18 protein-coding genes are annotated in these 22,269 nt (G+C 42.6%); 11 read left to right on the top strand and 7 right to left on the bottom strand.

The annotated features are described in order from the left end of the window. The first annotated feature begins 60 nt into the window (after nucleotides 1–60). Nucleotides 61–2,490, top strand: coding sequence for a zinc-dependent metalloprotease (locus AN213_RS00155; RefSeq protein WP_055196738.1), 2,430 nt, complete (start codon nucleotides 61–63; stop codon nucleotides 2,488–2,490). Nucleotides 2,491–2,595: 105 nt separating this feature from the next. Beyond that, nucleotides 2,596–3,378: a YggN family protein gene (locus AN213_RS00150; protein WP_054551020.1), complete on the top strand. Its 783-nt coding sequence runs from the start codon at nucleotides 2,596–2,598 to the stop codon at nucleotides 3,376–3,378. Between the two features lie 62 nt (nucleotides 3,379–3,440). On the opposite strand, the gene AN213_RS00145 is transcribed toward AN213_RS00150, so the two are convergent. Beyond that, nucleotides 3,441–5,015: a methyl-accepting chemotaxis protein gene (locus AN213_RS00145; RefSeq protein WP_055197429.1), complete on the bottom strand. Its 1,575-nt coding sequence runs from the start codon at nucleotides 5,013–5,015 to the stop codon at nucleotides 3,441–3,443. 154 nt (nucleotides 5,016–5,169) lie between these two features. Further along, entirely contained in the window at nucleotides 5,170–5,868 is a 699-nt protein-coding gene (gene rsuA, locus AN213_RS00140) for a 16S rRNA pseudouridine(516) synthase RsuA (protein WP_054561002.1), read from the bottom strand. Nucleotides 5,869–5,926: 58 nt separating this feature from the next. Here rsuA and zapE point away from each other — a divergent pair, with 58 nt between their 5' ends. Next, nucleotides 5,927–7,039 (top strand): cell division protein ZapE, encoded by a 1,113-nt coding sequence (gene zapE, locus AN213_RS00135; protein ID WP_055196736.1) that lies wholly within the window; start codon nucleotides 5,927–5,929, stop codon nucleotides 7,037–7,039. Nucleotides 7,040–7,099: 60 nt separating this feature from the next. Here zapE and AN213_RS00130 read toward each other — a convergent pair whose 3' ends face one another. Beyond that, complete coding sequence (locus AN213_RS00130) at nucleotides 7,100–10,120, bottom strand: TonB-dependent receptor domain-containing protein (RefSeq protein WP_095209676.1); 3,021 nt, start codon at nucleotides 10,118–10,120, stop codon at nucleotides 7,100–7,102. A gap of 330 nt (nucleotides 10,121–10,450) precedes the next feature. Here AN213_RS00130 and AN213_RS00125 point away from each other — a divergent pair, with 330 nt between their 5' ends. After that, a complete protein-coding gene (locus AN213_RS00125; protein WP_055196733.1) occupies nucleotides 10,451–12,580 on the top strand; it encodes a winged helix-turn-helix domain-containing protein in 2,130 nt (709 codons plus the stop codon). Here AN213_RS00125 and AN213_RS00120 read toward each other — a convergent pair whose 3' ends face one another. After that, nucleotides 12,581–12,910: a 5-carboxymethyl-2-hydroxymuconate Delta-isomerase gene (locus AN213_RS00120; protein ID WP_054560998.1), complete on the bottom strand. Its 330-nt coding sequence runs from the start codon at nucleotides 12,908–12,910 to the stop codon at nucleotides 12,581–12,583. Between the two features lie 10 nt (nucleotides 12,911–12,920). Then, nucleotides 12,921–13,508, bottom strand: a complete 588-nt coding sequence (locus tag AN213_RS00115; RefSeq protein ID WP_054560997.1) for an outer membrane beta-barrel protein — start codon at nucleotides 13,506–13,508, stop codon at nucleotides 12,921–12,923. A 103-nt stretch (nucleotides 13,509–13,611) separates the two neighbouring features. Between AN213_RS00115 and AN213_RS00110 the strand changes: the two genes are divergently transcribed. From AN213_RS00110 to AN213_RS00085, 6 genes are all read left to right on the top strand, one after another. Beyond that, a complete protein-coding gene (locus tag AN213_RS00110; protein WP_055196731.1) occupies nucleotides 13,612–14,082 on the top strand; it encodes a CreA family protein in 471 nt (156 codons plus the stop codon). Nucleotides 14,083–14,085: 3 nt separating this feature from the next. Next, nucleotides 14,086–14,868 carry a hypothetical protein gene (locus tag AN213_RS00105; protein ID WP_054560995.1) on the top strand — a complete coding sequence of 261 codons (783 nt, stop codon included), beginning with the start codon at nucleotides 14,086–14,088 and terminating at the stop codon, nucleotides 14,866–14,868. Nucleotides 14,869–14,874: 6 nt separating this feature from the next. Next, on the top strand, nucleotides 14,875–15,495 hold the full coding sequence (locus tag AN213_RS00100; protein WP_054560994.1) for a LysE family translocator: 621 nt from the start codon (nucleotides 14,875–14,877) through the stop codon (nucleotides 15,493–15,495). 7 nt (nucleotides 15,496–15,502) lie between these two features. Then, a complete protein-coding gene (locus AN213_RS00095; RefSeq protein WP_054560993.1) occupies nucleotides 15,503–16,018 on the top strand; it encodes a gamma-glutamylcyclotransferase family protein in 516 nt (171 codons plus the stop codon). After that, a complete protein-coding gene (locus tag AN213_RS00090; RefSeq protein ID WP_055196729.1) occupies nucleotides 16,015–17,562 on the top strand; it encodes a serine hydrolase in 1,548 nt (515 codons plus the stop codon). The genes AN213_RS00095 and AN213_RS00090 overlap by 4 nt, the downstream gene beginning before the upstream one ends. 68 nt (nucleotides 17,563–17,630) lie before the next feature. Continuing rightward, nucleotides 17,631–18,551 carry a histone deacetylase family protein gene (locus tag AN213_RS00085; RefSeq protein ID WP_055196727.1) on the top strand — a complete coding sequence of 307 codons (921 nt, stop codon included), beginning with the start codon at nucleotides 17,631–17,633 and terminating at the stop codon, nucleotides 18,549–18,551. On the opposite strand, the gene AN213_RS00080 is transcribed toward AN213_RS00085, so the two are convergent. Next, a complete protein-coding gene (locus AN213_RS00080; RefSeq protein ID WP_054560990.1) occupies nucleotides 18,548–18,841 on the bottom strand; it encodes a hypothetical protein in 294 nt (97 codons plus the stop codon). The two genes, AN213_RS00085 and AN213_RS00080, sit on opposite strands and share 4 nt — an antisense overlap. A gap of 78 nt (nucleotides 18,842–18,919) precedes the next feature. Between AN213_RS00080 and AN213_RS00075 the strand changes: the two genes are divergently transcribed. Continuing rightward, the gene (locus AN213_RS00075; RefSeq protein WP_055196725.1) at nucleotides 18,920–21,424 is read left to right on the top strand and encodes an EAL domain-containing protein; all 2,505 of its coding nucleotides are present in this window, start codon (nucleotides 18,920–18,922) and stop codon (nucleotides 21,422–21,424) included. On the opposite strand, the gene AN213_RS00070 is transcribed toward AN213_RS00075, so the two are convergent. Then, nucleotides 21,421–22,230 carry a DUF2797 domain-containing protein gene (locus AN213_RS00070; protein WP_054560988.1) on the bottom strand — a complete coding sequence of 270 codons (810 nt, stop codon included), beginning with the start codon at nucleotides 22,228–22,230 and terminating at the stop codon, nucleotides 21,421–21,423. The genes AN213_RS00075 and AN213_RS00070 overlap by 4 nt on opposite strands. Nucleotides 22,231–22,269 lie beyond the last annotated feature (39 nt).

Raw genomic sequence — 22,269 nt, 5'->3', positions numbered from 1 at the left:
GTACTTTATACTGCTTAATACCTATACAGTATTTAAAACGCGAATAACAAAGATAAGATTATGCAAAAAATACCATTACTTCGATATCTGCTCTTAGCTGTGCTACTTACTATGATAACTCAAGCACACGCAGCAATTAAGTCTATAAATGATTTTACTGAAAAAATGACTCATTTTTCAGGCTATTTTTCATTTTACTACGATACAGAAAACGGCAAATTGTATCTTGAGGTGGATAAACTCGAGCAGCAATTTTTATTACAACAAAGCTTACCTTACGGTGTTGGTTCAAACGATATTGGCTTAGATCGCGGTCAGCTAGGTGATACTCACTTAGTTCAGTTTGAGCGTTTTGGCGATAAGGTGATGCTAAGAGCTATTAATACTTATTACCGCGCTAATACTAATAACCTTGCGGAACAACAAAGTATTAAAGAGGCGTTCGCATCAAGTATTTTAGCCGGCTTTAGTGTTGTAGCTCAGTCAGACACTGCTGTACTTGTGGATTACACCCCTTATTTATTAAGCGATGTTCATGGTGTAAGCCGTCGCTTATCGGCAACCGGGCAGGGAAGTTTTAACTTAGATAGCAACCGCAGCGCGGTTTATTTAGCACGTTCAAAAGCATTTGAAAAAAATACTGAATTAGAAGCCGTGCTTACTTTTCAAGGTAATAACCCAGGTAAGTATGTACGCCAAGTGAGCCCAGACCCTTATGCACTGACAGTACATATGCATCACTCATTAATTGAGTTACCGGACGATAACTACACCCCTCGCAAATTCCACCCTCAAGCAGGTTTTTGGAGCATTGAGCACAAAGATTATGCGGCAGCGCTGGGTGAATCTATGTATGTGCGTTACATCCCGCGTCATCGTTTAGCGAAAAAAGATCCGAGCCTGCCAATCAGCGAGCCCGTTGAGCCGATTGTTTATTACTTAGATCCGGGTGTACCTGAGCCAGTTAAAACAGCGTTACTTGATGGTGCTAAATGGTGGAATGATGCCTTTAATGCAGCAGGTTATAAGAACGCATTTATCGTTAAAGTGCTCCCTGATGATGCAGACCCTATGGATATTCGCTACAACGTAATTCAATGGGTGCACCGTGCAACCCGTGGTTGGTCATACGGCAGCTCTGTGATTGACCCTCGAACAGGCGAAATTATCAAAGGTCATGTGACACTGGGTTCACTGCGTGTTCGTCAAGACATCCTAATTGCAGAAGCATTAGCAGCTCCCTATTTTAAAGGCAATGAAGTGGCTAAGCGCTTACAAGCCATGGCACTTGATCGTATTCGTCAATTAAGCGCCCATGAAGTCGGGCATACTTTAGGTATTTCGCATAATTTTGCAGCGTCAGTGGCAGACAGAGCCTCTGTAATGGATTATCCACACCCACTACTAAGCTTTAATGAGCAAGGTAAATTAGATGTAAGCCGAGGTTATGCTGCTGGCATGGGCGTGTGGGATACCCAAGTGGTTAAATACGGTTATAGCGACTTCACCAATCAAGATGAAGCACAGCAATTGGCCGCAATTTTAGCTGAAAACAAAAGCAAAGGGCTGGAATTTATTTCAGACAGTGATGCCCGCGCTCAAGGTGGTGCTCACCCAACAGGGCATTTATGGGATAACGGTAGTTCACCGAGTGATGAGCTAATGCGTGTACTTGATGTTCGTAAACAAGCGCTGACGAGCTTTGGTATCGAAAACATCAAAACAGGCACTGCTTTATCGCAATTAGAAGAAATGCTGGTGCCACTTTATTTGTTCCATCGCTATCAAGTTGAAGCTGCGGTTAAATTAATTGCCGGTGTAAATTACGAATACGAAGTACGTGATGGCTCACAACCTAAAGGGGCACAGGTTGTGGCAAAGCAAACGCAACAAGCGGCAGCCGATGCAGTACTTGCGACATTAAAAGCTGAGAACCTTGTTTTGCCTGAGTCGGTATTAGCGCTTATTCCACCAAAAGCGTATGGTGAATCAAAATCACGCGAGAGCATTGTTGGCCGCACAGGACTCACGCTTGATGCGATGGCGCTGCCTGAGGTTGCTGCAGCACATAGCTTGAGCCTACTTTTTAATAGCCAACGCATTAACCGTTTAGCACAGCAGCAAGCACGAAGCGATGCATTTTATGGTTTAGATGCGCTATTAGCACAAACTTATCAGCAAGTTTTTGAGCAAAAAATTGCTTCAGGGATGGCAGGTAAAATTAGCCAACGTGTACAGCTTTTAACTGCAAAACAGTTTGCTGACTTAGTGGCAAGCAATGAGGTGGCACCCGAAGTGCAAGCACAGCTTCGTTACTACTTAGCTAAACTTGCAAAGAGTTACCAGCAAGAATCCATGCTAGGCAGTGCATCCGTTGGTAACAGTGCATTTAAGCAATATTTAAGCGAGCAAATCAGTTACTTTTTAGAAAGTGGTGAATGGCCTACAAACTTTAAAGTGCTGCCAATGCCACCGGGCTCACCAATTTAATCCTCCTTTATTTTAAGACGCCTAGCATAGCTAGGCGTTTTACTTGCATAAAATTGGATATTTGCTAATCTAGCGGCCTTCCTTTTTTGTCTTTTTGAGGTGTATATGGCGTTCTTTTCTCGCTCGTTGTTAGCAGCGGCCATTACATTCTCTAGCTTTTCAAGCTACGCAACCCTAGAAAAAAAACAATGCGATGTAGAGCTAAGCCATGGCTTAATCATCACCGATGATGTCATTCGTATCGTTGATAAAGGTCAAACTCGCGTACAGATCAACAACGATAACCAATTATTTATACGAGGTTATTGGGTTGATTTAAGCCCTGATGAAAGCAAAGTTGTGGAGCAATTCAGTCGAGGCATTAGGCAAACCGTCCCTGAGCTTGTTGACTTGGCGACCGATGGTGTAAACCTTGGCTTAAGTGCTATCGAGCAAGTTGTTGAGGGCATGTCAGACAAAGAGCCAGAAGTGTTAAAAACTCAGCTGCAATATGTTGAGCGTGCACTGATGGATAAATTTAAGCGTGGTGATGACTTTTTCTTTATTGCTCCACAGTCGCTGTCGAAAATCGATGACTTTTTTACCAAAGAAATCAGTCAGAAAATTCACTCTGCAGTGCACGGATCACTTGGCGCTATTTTAGTCTCGTTAGGCGATGCTTTTAAATCCCGCGAAGGTAATATCGAAGACCGTATCAATGATATGGGGCAGCGTATGGATATCATCTCAAAAGAAATTGATAAATCACTGCAAAAGAAAGCAGAGCAATTAGAGATGAAAGCGTCTGAATATTGTGAGTGTTTAAACTCGTTAGATGTCACTGAATCGCGCTTACAACAAATGGTGCCGGGGATGGCCGATTTTGATTTGGTACAAATAAAGTCTTAATACGAATTTAAAACGAGAAAGCCCAGCAGTTGCTGGGCTTTTTCGTTTTTAGTTGATTTAAATTAACTGAATTTAGCGGTTTCAGTTTCTAAATTGCTAGTAAGACCTTTGATCAAATCGGTTGCTGTATGGGCCTGATTTGATACATCAGCCGTTTGTGAAGCGGTGTCTGAGATAGTCACGATACGTTTGGCGGTGTCTTCACCGGCATCAAGCTGCTCTTTTGCAGCAATAGCTATCTGATGGCTCATTTGCGCGATTGCGCTGAGTGAACTGGCAACGCGTTTTAGTTCTTCATTGGCTTTAGTCGACTTTTCAACGGTTTGTTCACTGGTACTAATACTAAGCGAAACAGATGACTTGGCATCTTGGGTTGCAGCTTGTAGTTTGCCAATCATATTGCGGATTTCTTCAGTGCTGGTTTGTGTGCGCTGGGCAAGCCCTCGTACTTCATCAGCAACCACCGCAAAGCCACGTCCTTGTTCACCTGCACGGGCAGCTTCTATAGCAGCATTAAGCGCAAGTAAGTTCGTTTGTTCGGCAATACCTTGAATAACACTGAGCACATTAGCGATATTATTTACTTCATCATCAAGCACTTGAATGTTATTGCCAGCGCTGTCAATTTGCTGCTCTAAAAGCGCGATGGTATCAGCAGCCTCGCTGGTTAAGTGGCTGGCGCTTTGACCTTGTTGCTCGGCTTCTTGCACTGAGTAAGCTGCTTGTTCAGCATGTTCTACAACGGTTTGCGCTGAGGCTGTTAACTCGGTAATAGCTGAAGCAACCATTTGAGTTTCTTCGTTTAGGCTTCGAGTCAGTTTGTCGAGCTCAACAGAGCGAGATTCGTTATCAACACTTTGATTTTTTAAGCTATCTGTAACGCCTTTAATGCCACCAACAACGCCACGTAAACCTTGCTGCATGTAATGCATGGCAGCAATAATACTCTCAGGTGGGGCATCTTGGCGAATATGTGAGTTTAAGTTGCCACGAGAGACGTTTTTTACAATACCGATTACTTCGTCAATTTCGCCGCCCAAGGCATTAGTGAGCGATGAACCAAAGCGGGCAATGGCAAAGCTCAGCGCAATGGCAATAAGCATAGATAAGCCGAGCAGCCACTTTGCAGTATTCCAATAACGTTCATCAACTTCTTTGGCGCTAATGCCTGTACCAACATACCAGCCAAACAGCGGTGTTTTTTGTACTACAGAGGTTAAATCAACGGTTTCACCATCTCGCACTGAATCCCAGTGATAGGTGATGATTTCATTGGTAGTGTTACCCACTAGATTTTCGACCATACGGCCGATACTGTTGCCGCTGGCATCTTTAAAATCGTTAAAGCTGGTACCGTGTAGTTCTGGGTCGTGCGGAGTAGCAACAAAATCTAAGTTGTTGTCGACGACGTAGACATATTCTGAGTCATGGTATTTATTTTCTCGAAGTACCTGAATAGCAAGCTGCTTTGCTTGTGCTTCTTCGAGTTGATTGCTTTTAACCATCAACTCAAATTGCTCAACAATATTGGTGGTGCTCTTCATGAGCTGATTGATACGCGCGATATTGTCGCTTTCGCTGGCATGGCGTAAAGATTGTAAGCCAAGTAACGCTATCGCAGATAACGCAATAAACATAGCGATAGCAAATAAGGTAATTTTTGTTTTTAAAGCTAATCCTGATAACACAGTCAGCCTCCTTTATTATTTCCCCTGTTAACTTTTACCACGTTTGTCTGGTTTTATTAAGGAAAAATGACAGCGTTATCATGACTTTTGCTCAAGTACCTATTTAGAGCTTCAGTTCGGCTTCTGTGAGGGCACGATATTCACCGCTTGCAAGGCTTTCGTCGAGGGTGATGTCAGCTATTTTTTCACGATGTAATTCAACAACTTTATTACCTACAGCAGCAAGCATTCGCTTAACTTGATGGTATTTACCTTCGCAAATTGAAAGGCGTAAGCTGTAGCTTGCAAGTTTTTCAACAATCGCAGGGCGAGTTAGCTCTTTTTCGTTGTGTAATTGCACCCCTTGCTCTAACGCTGTAATGGCTTCTTCATCGATAGGTTCTTGAGTTTCAACTAAATATGTTTTGAATTTGTTATGCTTTGGTGCAGTAATTTTGTGTGACCAGTCGCCATCATTGGTGATGATTACTAACCCTGTGGTATCGATATCTAAACGGCCTGCAACATGAAAGTCGCTCATATTTGGTTCATCAAGTAAATCAAATACAGTCGGGTGAAGGTCATCTTTATTGGCACATACATAGCCTGCTGGCTTATGGAGCATGAAGTAGCGCTTGCCTAAAAATACCAGTGGCTCGCCTTGCCAGCGCACATCGTCATCTTGGTTGATTGAATAATCAAATGAGGTGATCACCTCGCCATTAACAGTGGCGTATTTACGTTTGATACCTGCTTTGGTTTTGCTGCGAGGTAACTCGGCAATATGGCTAATAAATTTATCTAAACGGCATGGAAATTTCATTGGGATCACATTTTTAGTCGGCTACAATGGCGGCGAGTATAGCGGATACTATTTACCTATGACAGTACAGCAAGGACAAATATTACAGCATTACCAAGCGCAAATAGCCAAAGGTGATTTGCAAGAAGACCGTGCCCAGCGCACAGCGATTAATGCTCTTGATAATTTAGCCACAGAATTAGCTGCACCAAGCCATTGGTGGCAAAGCGCTAAGCCAATAAAAGGAGTTTATTTATATGGCCCAGTAGGGCGTGGTAAATCCATGTTAATGGATGTGTTTTTCAAGCTTGTTAACACTGAAGCTAAGCAGCGTTTGCACTTTCATCATTTTATGAAGCAAGTGCATGAGCGCTTAACTCAGCTGCAAGGGCAGAAAAATCCTCTGACGGTGATTGCTAAAGAGTGGGCAGAGCACATTCGCTTGATTTGTTTTGATGAGTTTTTTGTGTCTGATATAGGTGATGCTATGATCTTAGGTGGCTTATTTAAAGCCTTGTTTGAGCAGCAAGTAGTGTTAGTCGCGACCTCAAACTGCCAACCTGAGCAGTTATACCGCAACGGTTTACAGCGAGCACGGTTTTTACCCACTATCGATTTATTAAATGAGCATTGCCATGTTTTAAGTGTTGAAGGCGACACAGATCATCGCTTTCGCTTTGGCAAACAAACCGCACATTATTTTATTGGTAACAAAAAGGCGCTAACAGAGCGCTTTTTAAAGCAAGAGCAAGTAATACAAAGGCAAACAACGATAGAGGTTTGCCACCGCGAGCTTAGCTGTGTAATGCAAGCTCAAGACGCCATTATGTTTGATTTTATGACGCTTTGCTCAGGACCTAGAAGCACCGCGGATTATATTTATTTGGCAGAGCGTTTTCAGCGCGTTTATTTACTCAATGTGCCAGTAATGGGGCGCGGAGCAACAGGTAAACAAATTGTGCATGGCATTGAAGATAGTTATCAGCGAGAAAAGCAGGATTTACAAGAACACTTTTTAGATGATGAAGCACGGCGCTTTATTGCTTTGGTTGATGAGTTTTATGATCGCAGCCGATTACTGGTGATTTCGGCCGATGTGGGTATTAGCGATTTATATCAAGGCCAAAAACTGGCATTTGAATATGCGCGTACCGAGTCTCGATTAGTTGAGATGCAAAGCTGGAAAAGATAAAAGGCGCAATAAAAATGCGCCTTTGATGTCAGCCTAGCTGGGGATCTTCATATGAAACGGTTAAAAGCTATATTGAGCACCTACATACACGTAGCGACCAGCACCACCGCCGTATGCGCTGTAGTAGTTACCACGGCCATATGGATAAAAGTCACCTTTATTATCAAACACGTTATTCACACCACCGAATACGCGCAATTGGCTCTGTTCACCAAGTGACATGGTGTAAGACGCTGAAAGGCTGTGTTTTAAGAACGAGCCATAATCTTGGTAGGCAAGTTTTTCTGGATTACTGATACAAGTATCTTCACCAGCCTCACAGCGGGCATCATTTTCGGCAATATACTCTTGATAATCTTCTTCAAGACTCTGGCTTGCTTTAAACGAGCCTAAGTAATTTGTACGCCAGCGAATACGCAAGTTATCGTTACGCCATGTCAGTGACATTGAGGCTTTATCTTTGCTGCTGCCGTAACCTGCGTAGTGACTGGTTACTAAGCTGCCATCAAGTCCTTCATAAGTTTGCGAGTTTTCGATTACATGGTTGTAATCTAGTTTAAATGACAACTGACCTAGGTTATCTAAGTCTAATTTGTACTGTGCAACCACATCATAACCACGTGCAGTTAGCTCATCGAGGTTATATTGACGCTGAAGAATTTTGATAATGTTACCTTCGCTATTACGGGTAATATCATTACAAAATACGTTGTCTTCACCCCATGCTGCTTCTGAGTCGTAACATTCACGCATGATGTTTTCATTGCTGATCTGCGAAATCGCATCAACAATCGCAATATCGTAGTAATCAACGGCAAGATTAAAGTTTTCTAAAAAGGCAGGAGCCACTGTCACACCAAAGGTATAAGTATCAGCGGTTTCTTCTTTTAGATTTTCGTTACCTGCCCCTGGAGAGTAACTGTTGTTCTCATCGCTAAATTCAAAGTTAGGATCAGCAGCAAGTTGCGCAGCTAACGTCGGCTCTTTGCGGCAGTTGTCGTGACCTGCTTTAGTTGATGTTGCCGTTAAACCGTCACAAATATCATCATAGCTGTCGTAATCGCCACGCGGTGGTGACATAAGCTCTGTGATTGTGGGGGCACGTTGAGCGCGAGCGTAGTTTGCTCTAAATGCATAGCCTTCGATTGGTTCCCAAAATACACCTAGCTTGTAGCTGGCAACGGTGTTGACGTTTTCCATGCTGTAGTTAGCCAAACGTAATGAAGTTTCTGCGCTTAAATTTTTTGCTAAAGGAGCATCTTTTAAAAGTGGGATCGCAAGCTCTGCAAAGGCTTCATAGACCTCAACTTCACCATAAAAATTTGGTACATAGTTGAAGGTAATACCACCTGCTTTCATATCGTCGCTGGTTGATAGGTCTTGGCTGTCTTTACGGTATTCACCACCAAATACTGCGGATACTGAGCCAGCTGGTAATTCAAATAAATCACCCGCTACGTAGCCAACCACACCGTATTGTTTTATTTCGGTATCAATAATTGGGTTGGTACGGATCCAAGCAGCCATCTCTTCGGTGATAGATCCCTCACCAAATAAGTTAATTGGCACACAGCCTTCAGCACGAGCTGCTTCATCAATACATTGAATGGTGCCATCCGCTAATTCTTCTGCTTGCAAAGCTTGATTAAGTTTTACAGTATTTAATTCATTGCTACGAATTTGGTGTTGGGTAAAGCGACCATAACTTGCTGATAGATCCCAGTCCCACTCGTCGTTAAATAATGTGCCTTGAAGACCTGCCCAACTACGAATCGTTTTACGGGTATTATCTGTGCTGATATTACCGACTTCACTGAAGCGGCGATCCCAATAAATACGATCTTTATATGGGTTGGCATCGAGGATTTCTTGTGGAACATACGGGTTGTCGATTGGGATATAGCCCGGTGCCACATCTGCAAGAGGCTCGCCGGTGGCAGGGTCATAACGCGGTACATAGGCACCTTCGTATTCATCTTCAGGCGACTTATTGTTAAAAGAGCCACTTTCACTGTATTGAACTTGCGCGTAGAACATCACATCGTCAGTTAAGTCGTAATCAATTTTAACTGCAGCAGATGCGTTATCGCTTGGTACATCAAGCATCACGTATTGCCTAGAATTCACACCGTAAATTTCTTCGTTGCCTTTCCAGTCATCACGTAGAGTTTGGCCGTCATACCAAAATTGTGTGTCGTTACGGCTGTTTTCTAAGAACACACCGCCAGGAATACCGTCACTTTTGCTTACCCAATCAGCTTGTGTGATGTCACGCATACATTGATCGCCATCTGCTGTTTGCATTACATTACACATGCGATCTGGATCGTAATCGTAACTATCTTCGATTTGTGCGCGTTTACGATCGTAAAAAGTCATACCGAAATCACGGTCCCAGTTGGCACTGAAATAGGCGTAACCGCGATCTTCAGCAAACGAGGTACCGTAGTTTAAATCAAGGGTAAATTCTTTACCGCCGCCATCGGTGGTTTCACCTGTGTTCGCTTTAAAATCAAAGCCTTCTTTTTTGGATTGGGTGATAATATTCACCACACCTGCTACAGCATCGGCACCATAGGTTGCAGATGCACCGCCACTGATTATTTCAACGCGCTCAACCATACCGCTAGGAATGGTATTTAAACTGACATAGTTGCCACTGTAACTGTTTGAAACAACACGACGACCATCAATCAATGTAAGGGTACGGTTAGCGCCTAAATCTCGAAGTTGCACTGTCGATAAACCGGTTGCTGATACACTTGATTGGCTGGTGGTGTTACCTATGCTCTCGCTAAGAGCTGGCATGTTATCAACCAGAATATCTGATAAGTTGGTTAAACCTGTATCGGCAATAGCTTCACGGTCCATTGTGACCAACGGTGTTGGAATTGAAAAACTATCGCGTTTAATACGTGAACCCGTTACAACGATTTTTTCAGGTTCTTCAGTTTGTTCATTAGCGGCTGGAGTGGTGTTGGCAGGGCGGGCAATGTCAGCCTCATTGGCAAATGCATGTTGGCTAAAACCACTGGCAACAGCAAGTGCAATAGCACAAGGTTTGGTTAGTAGATTTCTCACAGGCGTTCCTAGTTGTTTTATTTTTAGTTTTTAGAACCAGAGTGATGCTCTTTTTAAGGGCAGTTAAAATTTACAGTGAACAACACTCTGGTTGGTCGGTATTGACGTAAAAATTTTTATAGAAATGTGAACCTAACTACAATCTTAGGTGGCTCGTTTATGTCTCTATTTTATATCTATTGAATATCTATTTATTTAAAATCAGTGGGTTAAGAAATGTTCATTGTTAACTGTTTTGCAACGTTAAAGCTGGTGAAAGGGCTGCTTTTACGATAAATTGATAGGGCTTTATACTGCTGTACTTCTAAAATGGGGTTTTATTTAGAGTAAATGGAAACATCTAATCGCGTTTATCAGCTGGGCTCATGTATTGTTAACCCACTCGAAAATAAACTGATCTGCAATGGCAGTGAACAGCTTTTGCAGCCTAAGTTTATTGAGTTGTTAGCTTGCTTAGTGGCGCGTTACCCCGAACCAATCACCCGTGAAGAGCTCATCAATCATGTATGGGAAGGCAATTTTTATGTCGGTGAAAAAGCCTTAACAAATGCTATTTGGCATCTACGAAAAGCATTCAAAGAACTCGATCCAGAACAAACTTACATAGAGACATTACGTAAAACGGGTTATCGCGTTTTGTTAAAGCCCGAGCCAATAGATACAGCCGATAAAGAAAACCCTGTGGGTTTTAGTATCACAGCTGCGCAAACCCGCCAGCTGTTTGTGGCTTTGTGTGTCATTAGCTTGGTTGTGATGTATTGGTTGTTCTCTTCGCCTGCAAAGCAAACTAACTCAAGCTTTGTGTTGCCGCTTAATAGCATCGAAAGCGTGACGGCAAGCCCTGGTCGTGAGATTTATCCTTCAATTTCTGATGAACAGCACTATTTGGTGTATTCATGGCGACAGCTTGGTAAACCAAATAACCTATATTTACGTGATTTACATTTTCCTGAGCACCCAGCAAAGCAATTAACGGACTCACCTTTTACAGAAGGGCGCTCTGTGTTTAGCCCAGATGCAAACACATTATATTATTACCGCATGGCCTATGATGTTTGTGAAATTGTAAAACTCTCTTTGGTAAATGCCACCAGTGTCGTGCTAGGTGAGTGCAGTAATAACTATGCGCCTGATCTTGATATCAGTAGTGATGGTAAAACCTTGGCCTACATTGCTGATCATACAAGTAAGTCAGGTGACTATGTCACTCGTATCAAACTGCTCGATTTACAGGCAAAACAAACAAAAGAAACAGTTATTCCTTGTAATGATGACTGCGAAACTGTGTATGAGTCAGTGTCGTTTTCGCCAGATGCACAGCGAGTTGTGGTTACGCGTACTGTTAAAAACAACCAAAAAGCGCTGTTTTTAATTGATGTAAAAACAGGACAAAGCCAACGGCTAACTCATGATTTTGTTGATATTCATGGTGTAGATTGGCATCCATCAAAAGAGCAGTTGGCGTTTAGTGCAGTTGAGGGCGGTAAACGTTATGGCTACTTCTTTGACCTTAAGAATAAAACCCTAATCAACACGCAAATTACGGGCATGAGTTCACCTAATTACAGTAGTGATGGCAGTGTTTATTACCATCAGTGGGATTTAGATAAGGTGATCACGCGTCTGAAAATAGACGAACAAGTGGCCAACTCGCCGTTTTCTATGTTGTCGACCAATTTTAGCTCGCTATTCCCTGAATATAATCAGCAGCAAAATAAACTGCTGTATGTGTCGAATGAATCGGGCAGTTCACAGCTTTGGATTGTTAACCCCGATAGTAGCTCGCGAAAGCAGCTTACTGACTTTGCACATAACACGGGGGAAGTTCGTGATCCAACCTGGTCAGCCGATGGACGCTATATTTTGTTTTCATTGTATGACAATGGCAGTACCCGCTTATATATTTATGATTTCAAAGTAGAGCAAAGTCAGCAAATCAAACTGCCATTTAGTCATGCAATTAAACCCAAGTTTAGCGCTGATAGCCAGCATATTTTAGTTTCTGATGGTGACTACTTATATCGTTATGACTTAACAGGTAAAAGCCTAGGTAAAGCTGTTGAAGTGCCTGCGCAGTATGGCGTTGAAACACAATCAGGCGATATTTTATTTACCAACTCGCGCCATGCTATTTGGATAAAACATCATGATACGGGTGTTGAAGAAATGCTGGTGAACGATGTTAAGTTGGCGCGCAGTTATGCATGGTTGCTGGTGGCAAAGAACGCGTATCATAAGGGGCGTATTTATTATTATAAAGAACGCTTAGGTGATTACCGTATTAGCTACTATGACTTAGCAAGCAAGCAGCATCATGATTTAATTGCTTTACCGGAGCGAGCTTATAGTCGCTCATCGGGCTTGACCTACATACCCAATGAGCGTTGGCTGGTTTACACCGCGTACTTATCGCCTGAGATAGAAATCAAGCGTTTACCCGCAGCCTATTTACCAAAGTAGTTAACACTTACGGTAGATGTCAGCATCCATATCGTAAATATTAACGCTTAAGCTATACGAGCGGCGGCAGTATGTTCTTAAGCAACTTAGTAATTGCTCACTGAGCATTTGCTTTTGCTCTATAGTTCTGCCTGCCATGATTGATGCGCCGATGTGAATAAAGCCATCTTTGCCTTCACCTAATTCGTAATGCTGATAAGCAATTGCACGAGTCTTTATGGTCGAAAGCTCAAATAAGCCTGAGTCAAAAACGGCTTGGTGAACTTTTTCAACTAACACTTGTGGCAGAATTGGCAAGTCTTCTGAGTGTTCTATAACAATGTGCGGCATGGGGTCTTCCTTAAAAGCGGTAACTAAAACCGATGTTTGTCTGAAATTGGTTTAACACATCACCATCAAAGTGCCATAGACATTGGTCGTCTTCTGATGTTGGCAATGTGCACGATACGTTACTTGCATTATTTACAATAGTTGCCAGCCAGCGAGTTTCAACATAAACCCGTGCTTGTTCAGTAAATAAATAATCTGCGCCAGCATAAAGGCCAGAGGTAAAATATGTATCAGAGTCGGCAAAGTCAGTGCTGACGTGGTTTGCGCCAATTTGGGCACCAACAAAACCAACTATACGGTCAGCTAATGGCACTTCTACGGCACTTTGAAATAGCAGGTATTGCATCTCGACTTGCTTGTTAGTTTGGTCTTTCATATCAAGCTCGGTTGCTGAATAAAAGAACCCATAACGAGCATTATCAATGGTTCTATCTAGGCTGACAGTAAAATGGCTGTCATCCTCAAGCTCAATTTTAAGGTTTTCTTCGGTTTGCACCGAGTTAGTAAAGTTTTTGCCGAAACCAGCGCTAATAGAGTAGTCAGCTTGAGCTGTACTACTTAAGAACATTAAACACAGTAAACCAAGCGATTTTTTCATTGTTTAGGTGCTCGTTGTTGAAGATATTTTGAGATAGTATTGAAACATAGCAAGCAAATCGTTGTAAACGGACAACTATCGCTTTTTAATAAGGAACACTAGGATGAAGTTACTAAAATTAGCTGCTCTTACTGCGCCACTGATTTTGTTGAGTGGTTGCTCGGATGATGCTGCTTCGGTGAGTTTAGGATTATTTACGACCAAAGATATTAAAGTGGTATCACAACAAGACCCGCTGATCAGCGGTGTTACTTGTCACATTAGCCATATTGAAGCGAACCTTGATTTTGCTGATCCATCTGATATGTCTATTGCCTGTCGTCAAACAGGCCCCATTACCGCTGACCAATTACAACAAATTGACCGCAGTAAATCAGGCGAAGTGGTATTTAAATCATCGAAAAGTATTTTGTTTAAATCGTTAAAAGTACGTCGTATTTATGATGCGCCAACACGCACTTTATTATATTTGTCTTATTCAACGAAAGAGTCGAGCGGCAGCCATCATCATGCTTTATCAACTGTGCCTCTTTACAATACGGATGCATGGCAATGGGCACAATCACAAGAGTAATTTATGTTAGCGTTATTTAAGTCGGCCCCACTTGTTGATGAGCAAGAGCAGCAGTGGTTAATCGATACCTTTTTATGGGCTGTTGAACACTTTGATAGTGAATATTTTTTAAAACACACACAAATCATTTTACCTAACGGGCAGTTCTTTCCGGATAGGGTGTCTAGCGTCAGTGAAATGGCTGAAAAAGTATTTAGTCGAGTTGTTGATTATGCGGGGATGCAGGCGTGGCCAATTAACTTAGTTGCGCCATCTGGGCTTACACCGCAGGTGTTTCCGCATTTTGAATTTCAAGACAATTTACGCGGTAGCGAGGCGAGCTTAATTGTGCCGGCAAATCATCCGGTGAATATCTCCTTTAACCCGAACCAAATCAATCAACCGCAAGATTTAGTGGCAAGTTTTGCTGGTACCTTAGCGACCATTTTGATTCACCATGTGGGTGTCTTACCTCCCGGCGGTAAAGAGTACTTACCGCAAGCAAGCGATGCGTTGGCATGCTATTTAGGTTTTGGGGTGATGATGAGTAATACGGTGTATCAATTTAAAGGTGGCTGCGGCTGCGGTTATAACCCTTATGCCAATCGCCAAGCAGCGCTGACTGAGCCACAAACGCTATTTATGCATGCGTTGGTTACGCATTTTAAAGGGGATAATCAGTCGAAGAAGTTTTTAAAACCCCATTTACGCAGCCAATATAAAAAAGCGCAAAAGCAAATTAAAGCATTGGTAAATGACAGTGCAAATCCGTTGTTATTAGCATTAGATGAACAAGCAGTAGGGTAATATTGAGTGCAGTATTTAGATGAGTTTTTATTGATAGCCATAGCTCACTTTTTTGCGGTAGCAAGCCCAGGTCCTGACTTTGCAATTGTACTAAAGCAAAGTATTCAACAAGGTCGTAAAAATGCGCTTTGGACCAGTGCTGGGGTTGGTGCGGCTATTTTGCTGCATATTGCTTATTGTGTATTAGGTGTGGCATTAATTTTATCCCAGTCACCTAGCTTATTCATGGCTTTAAAATACCTTGCAGGGGCTTATTTGGCATACTTGGGTGTGCAAGCGTTACGAAGCGCAAAACCTAGCGATAGTAAACAGCAAACCCTTGCCCCTGCCGAGCCTGAATCGGTGTATAAAGCATTTCGACGCGGTTTTTTTACCAATGCCCTTAATCCCAAAGCAACACTGTTTTTTATGTCGTTGTTTACTCTTGTAATAAGCCCTGAAACACCTGTTGTAGTGCAGGCTGGTTATGGCGTGTATATGGCAATGGCGACTTGGCTGTGGTTTTCATTTTTATCATTGGTGTTATCAAAAGCATCAGTGCGAGCATTTTTCTTAAAAAGCGGATACTGGTTTGATAGAGGCATTGGCGTGATCTTAATTGCCTTAGCTATTCGCGTTGTTGTGTGAGGTAAGTATGACGCTATATAACTTTTCATTTGGTTCAAATATGTCATCGAGCAGATTGCTGGCAAGGCTGCCTGAAGCAAAGCGGGTAGGCACAGCTATTTTAAAGGGCTATGAGCTGACGTTTGATATGGTAAGTACCGACGGCTCTGCAAAGTGCAGCGTGCGCAAAACAGATCAGGCAGATGCCTTGGTATATGGTGTTGTGTATCAGTTAAACGAAGCTGAAAAGTCGATTCTTGATGATATCGAAGGGCCGCGTTATGACTGTGTAGATATCACCGTTGAACTCATTGATGGCGAGCAACTTGCTGCCCATTGTTATATTGCTAATACCTTAGATGAGTCTTTACTGCCATTCGACTGGTATCTTCAGCATGTTCATCGCGGAGCGCTTGAAGCAGGTGTACCAAATCATTACAGTGAAGCAATACTCGCAAGACCAAGTTGCGATGATCCAGATAAAACCCGAGCAGCGAAAGAGTTCGCTATTCACAACAATAAAAATCACCAAGGGATATTATGATATTTCGTAAATTAGCCGTTGCAGCGGCGCTGTTATCGAGCTGTTCGTTTTACAGTTATGCCGATATTGATACTAAAAAAATTGAAAAAGTAATCGAAACGTCAATGGCACGTTTTGACGTACCGGGTATGGCTGTAGCGATTGTTGAAAATGACCAGGTCGTGTTAGCAAAAGGTTTTGGTGTATCTCACCTTGATACCGGTAAAAAAGTAAATAAAGACACCTTATTCGGTATCGCGTCAAACACCAAAGCATTTACCGCAGCAGCGTTAGCTAAATTAATTGATGAAGGTAAGCTTAGCTGGGATGACAAAGTAATTGATCATCTTCCTGAGTTTCGTCTGTATGACCCTTATGTAACACGTGAAATGACCATTCGCGATTTATTAAGCCACCGTAGCGGTTTGGGTTTAGGGCAAGGCGATTTAATGATTTGGCCAGATACTGACAAATCGATTGATGAAATTATCGCAGGGCTAAAATACTTAAAACCGGCGAGTAGCTTTCGCAGTAAATACGCCTATAACAACTTAATGTTTGTGACAGCAGGTGAGGTCGTAGCCCGTGTGTCTGGCATGAGCTGGAATGATTACATCGAGAAAAATATTCTTCAGGCACTTGATATGAAAAACTCACGCGCAGGTTTTTCACGTATCCCTAGTAGCAATAAAAACTGGGCGACGGGTCATATTCCAATGGATGGCCAACTACACCCATTTTTTGTGAACTACCTTGAAGATTTCCGTGGCGCTGGTGCGATTGCATCAAGCGTAAGCGATATGAGCCAATGGCTACGCACGCAGCTTGCACATGGCAAAATGCCAAATGGCCAGCAGTTATTTACTGAAAAGCAGCAGCAACAAATGTGGCACCCGCACATTACGTCAATGGCATCAAAAAGTGCTTATGAAGCTTACCACCAACAATTTAGAGGTTATGGTTTAGGCTGGAGCATTGAAGATTTCCACGGCATTAAAAAGCTAGGCCATGGTGGTGGTATCTTAGGCATGGTGTCTCAAGTGACATTATTACCAGAGAAAAACCTCGGTATTGTTATTCTGAGTAACCAGCAAGCATTCAGCGCGCTCTCTGCGGTGACCTATGAAGTATTAGAAGATGCATTAGATCTTGAAGATAAAGACTGGGTTGAAGACCTTGCTAAAAAGCACTTTGAAGGTAAAAAAGAAGCTTACGCAAACGCAAAACCAGAAACACCTGCTGATTATCAAGCGAAACTACCAAATATCAACTACACAGGCACGCTGCACGATAACTGGTATGGTGATGTGGTAATCGAGGAGTTAAATGGTCAGCTACGTATAGATTTTACCCATACAAAGCGTTTGAAAGGTCAGCTTGAGCATTACACGGGCAATACGTTTATTGTGAAATGGGATGAAAAGTTACTTGAAGCAGATGCTTACATTGAGTTTCAAATGAGCCCAGATAACCGAGTGAGTAGTGCAAAAATGCGCGCTGTCTCAACGGCGGTCACAGACTTTAGTTTTGACTTTAGGAATTTAGATTTACGCGCTAAAAAGTAAACCAAAGTCGCAAAGCCACCATTAGGTGGCTTTGTTATACTGGGGGAAAATAATTCAAGGAGCGTATTATGAGAACGGCAGTTATCTCACATCCATTTTGTCGTAAACATAAAATGATTGAGGATCACCCCGAATGCCCTGCGCGTTTAGATGTGATCACCGACCGCTTGCTAGCAAGTGGTGTTGATATAGCAATTACTCACTTACAAGCTCCTAAAGCCAGCCGCGACGACTTTTTACGTGCTCATGATGAACCTTTGGTAAGCCATGTAGAGCAAACAATTCCCAATGAAGGACTTGCTGAATTAGACGGCGATACATGGCTGTGCCCAGATTCAATGAAAGCAATTGAACGAGCCGTTGGTGCTGGATTACTCGCCGTTGATGAAATCCTTGCTGATAAACTGGATGCCGCATTTTGCTCGGTTAGACCGCCAGGGCATCATGCAAACCGTAGCACTTCTGCAGGTTTTTGCGTTTTTAATAACCTAGCCATTGCCGTGAAATACGCGCAAAGCAAAGGTGTTAAACGTATCGCTATTTTGGACTTTGATGTACACCACGGTAATGGCACGCAAGATATCTTTTTAGATGATGACAATGTGTTGTTTTGCTCTTTGTTTCAACACCCTTTTTACCCAAATACTGCGGTTGAAAATAACGCGACTTTAGTTAACTCACCGCTGCCAATTGCCAGTGATGGTAATGACTTAAAAGCTGTTTACCTTGAGCAGTGGCTGCCAAAACTCAATGAATTTAAACCTGAACTGTTGTTTATTAGTGCTGGCTTTGATGCTCACCTTGAAGATGACATGGCAAGCCTGAAATTTGTTGAAGACGATTACGCATGGCTAACCACGCAATTAGCTGAGTTTTGTCAGCAGCAAGATTGTAAAGGGATTATCTCTTATCTTGAAGGGGGCTATGCTTTATCAGCTCTAGGTCGTAGTGCCGTTGCGCACATTAAAGCGCTGGTGGATGCGCCTTAATCTGCCAGCATCGCAAAGGCTTGCGTTGGTGTAAGCCGAGTAACCTTACTTAAACAGCATACTCCCTCTTGTGCTAGGTGCTCAGTCACTCTATTAGCAAGCTCTATATCAGTTAATGCTTTCACGCTTTCTCCCTGCAAGTTGACATACTGCCCTGTTGCCAAAAGTAGCATCGCTTCATGTTGCTGCTCTTCACTTAAGCCATATAAAAAGCTTTCTATATCGGCTTCGTCTTCAACTAATGCTATTTCATGGTCTGAAAAAATAATCTTAGGAAATGATGAGTGCATTTATTGTCCTGTGTCAAAGTTGCATAGGTTGAAATGATTATAATTGCCAATTCATGTAAGAACTAGGAAAGTCGACTTATGAATCAACCAAGACGACATCAAAAGGTGAGTGATGTCTTTTCGCAAAAGCTGGTATCGTGTCCTGCGCATACGCCTTTGGTCGATGCGGTGAGGTTGATGCATGTTCACAATGTGACGGCGATTTTTATCAAGCATGAGCAGTCTGTTGTTGGGATTTGGACTGAGGCTGATTGTTTGAAAATTGACATCAGCAGCCCGCTCTATAAGAACCTTGCCATTCACGAGGTCATGTCGGCGCCTGTTATTACAGTACCAAATCAATGCTCTGTCAGTGATGCAACCCTACGTTTTCAACAGCATGGCATTCGTCATTTATTGGTGATGGATAGTGAGAATCAGCCTGCAGGTATGTTAAACCTTTCGGATATTGTGCATAACCAAGGTTTGGACCACTACCTACAATTTCGACCTATTCATGAGCAGTATCGCACTGACCTAGAGATAGTTGATGCGCAAACACCGATAGAAGAGGTTGTGCAACTGATGCGCGCAGGCCGCCTTGATAGTGTACTGGTTTATAACCGAGAGCTTGAACTGCACGGTATTATTACTCAGCGTGATATTGTTGAGCTGATCATTCAAACCGAGTGGCTAAATCCTTGTTGGCAATATGCTAGCTACCCGTTAATTGAAATTGATTGTGAAAGCAGTTTATTTGATGCGTATCGCACTATGACAGAGCGTAATGTGCGTCATTTAGTGGTTCGAGATGATGAAATTTGCGGGGTGATATCATTTGCTGATTTGATCACAGAGATTGAGTCAGCTTATTGCTGCGAGCTTGAACGGGCCATAGAGCAGCGTGATATTGCTTTGCAAAAGTCACAACGTAACCTATTTTTAGCAAATAAAATTATTGATGCCTCACTCGATGGCATTATGTTAACCCGTAAAGACGGCACTATTATTCAAGTTAACCCTGCTTTTACTAAACTGACCGGCTTTGCTGAGCATGAAGTAATTGGTAAGCGCCCCAATATTTTAAGCTCTACAAAACATAGCCGTTCGTTTTATCAAAAAATGTGGCATGCCATTGAATACGAAGGGGTCTGGCAAGGGGAGATCTGCAATTGCAAAAAAGATGGTGAAGAGTTTGTAGAGTGGCTCACCATTATCCAGATTAAAGACCCTAACTTTGATGAAGTGCTTTATGCGGCAATTTTTAGCGACATTACAGAGCGCAAACGTGCCGAAGAAAAAATTGCCCAGCTTGCCTATTACGACGAATTAACCGGCCTGCCTAATCGACGCTTATTTCATGACAGACTCTCTATTGCATTGAGTTCTGCCAAACGAAACCATGATCTATTAGCGGTGATGTTTATCGACTTAGACCGCTTCAAAGAGGTTAACGACAGTTTAGGGCATGACGCTGGTGATAACTTATTGCAGCAAGTGGCAGAGCGTATTTTATCAATTCTACCTGAAGGGGATACTCTTGCGCGCTTAGGTGGCGATGAGTTTGTTTTATTATGCGAAGTAAATCGGGTTGAAACACTGCTCAACTTTGCCGAACAAGTATTGCAGCAAGTGAGTATGCCGCTTGCTATTAACGAGCATGTGGTTGCAATTACAGCTTCTATTGGCGCTGCAGTTTACCCTGATGATGGCGTAGATAGCGCTACACTGCTTAAGCATGCAGATATTGCTATGTACCGTGCTAAAGAAGTGGGGCGTAATTCATTTCAATTATTCAAGCCTGCGATGAATGCACGTTCTTTAGAGCGATTGGCAATGATGAGCCGATTACAAAACGCCATAGAAAGCGATGAGTTTGAGCTTTATTTCCAACCTAAGCAGGAGTTAAATTCAGGCAAAATTTTAGGGGTAGAGGCTCTCTTGCGTTGGCATGAGCCAAACCTTGGGGTGATATCACCCGCTAAATTTATTCCCCTTGCTGAAGAACTAGGCCTAATTGTGAAACTTGATTTATGGGTCATCGAGCAAGCTTGTAAAGAGTTAGAAAAATGGCAGCAACAAGGCATTGAGGCAGGGCGCTTAGCAATTAATATTTCGGCAAATCACTTACGTCAGGGGCAACTAGCATCGAATGTTGAGCGCTTACTTGAACGTTACGATGTAGACCCACACAAGCTTGAAGTAGAGCTTACTGAAAGCTGCTTTATCAGCCACTTTAGTGAGGCTAAGCAAGAGTTACTCGCGCTTAAAAAGCTAGGTGTGCATATTACGTTAGATGACTTTGGAACGGGCTATTCGGCTTTAAGCTACTTAACCAAACTGCCAATTGATACGTTAAAAATAGATGCCAGCTTTATCGCAAAAGTGCCCGATGAATACGGTAACAGTGAAATTGTCACGGCGATTATTAGCCTGGCGAAAAGTTTAAGTATTCATGTTGTCGCGGAAGGGGTAGAGAAGGTAGAGCAGTTAAATTACTTACGTTCACTTAACTGCGATACCATTCAAGGCTATTACTTTTGCCGCCCAATAGCGAAGCAGCAATGGTATGACTTTTACCTCAATAGCGAAAAAAGTGCCTAAGCTAGGCTAATTTCGTAAGAAGTAAACTTACGAATATTAATGACGCCAGTATCAAAAATTAAGTACTGGCCTTTAATGCCTTTTAAAATACCTGATACTTCTGGTGCTTTATCAAAATTGAAAGAGCTGATTTTGCTTGGGTATTCACTGACTGGGTAGTCTAGCTCAACTACATCTTCATCGAGCTTTTCAATGGCTGTTGCGCCAAATAGCTCTGCAAGTTCACTCAACTTAGCATCAATTTGTGGGATCAACTCTGCAGCAGCAGCTTTTAAATCAATCGCTTCAGATTGACCTTTTAGCATGTTTCGCCAATTGGTTTTATCAGCAATAAATTCGGCTAAGGCAACCTCAACTAAACCCGATTGAAGACGGGTTTGTACTTTGAAGATAGGTAAAGCTTGCGTCGCACCTTGGTCAATCCAGCGTGTAGGAATTTGAGTATGGCGGGTAATTCCTACTTTTAGGCCTGAGGTGTTGGCTAAATACACGTAATGCGGGATCATGCAGTTTTCTTCACCCCACTGTGGCTCTCGACAGGTGCCTTTATCAAAGTGGCACGTTTCAGGTTTCATGATACACATGTCACAGCTAGCCAGTTTGCGCATACAGACAAAACAGTGGCCTTGAGAGTAGCTTTTCTTGGTTTTCTTACCACAGTTACAGCAAAAAATATTGCCGGTGAATGTCAGCGTGAGCGGCTTACCAATATAGTCATTTAATGAAACTAGCTCATCACCGATAGGTAATTGATATTCGACAGGAGAGGTCAGTGTCGATTTTAATTTTCTGATCGTACCTTGCATCTTTACATGGCCCCTAAAGATGTTAAAAAGGGCAGTGTA

The organism is Pseudoalteromonas sp. P1-8, from assembly GCF_001399985.1.
Lineage (GTDB): Bacteria > Pseudomonadota > Gammaproteobacteria > Enterobacterales > Alteromonadaceae > Pseudoalteromonas.
This window is presented reverse-complemented; position numbering and strand designations above follow the sequence as displayed.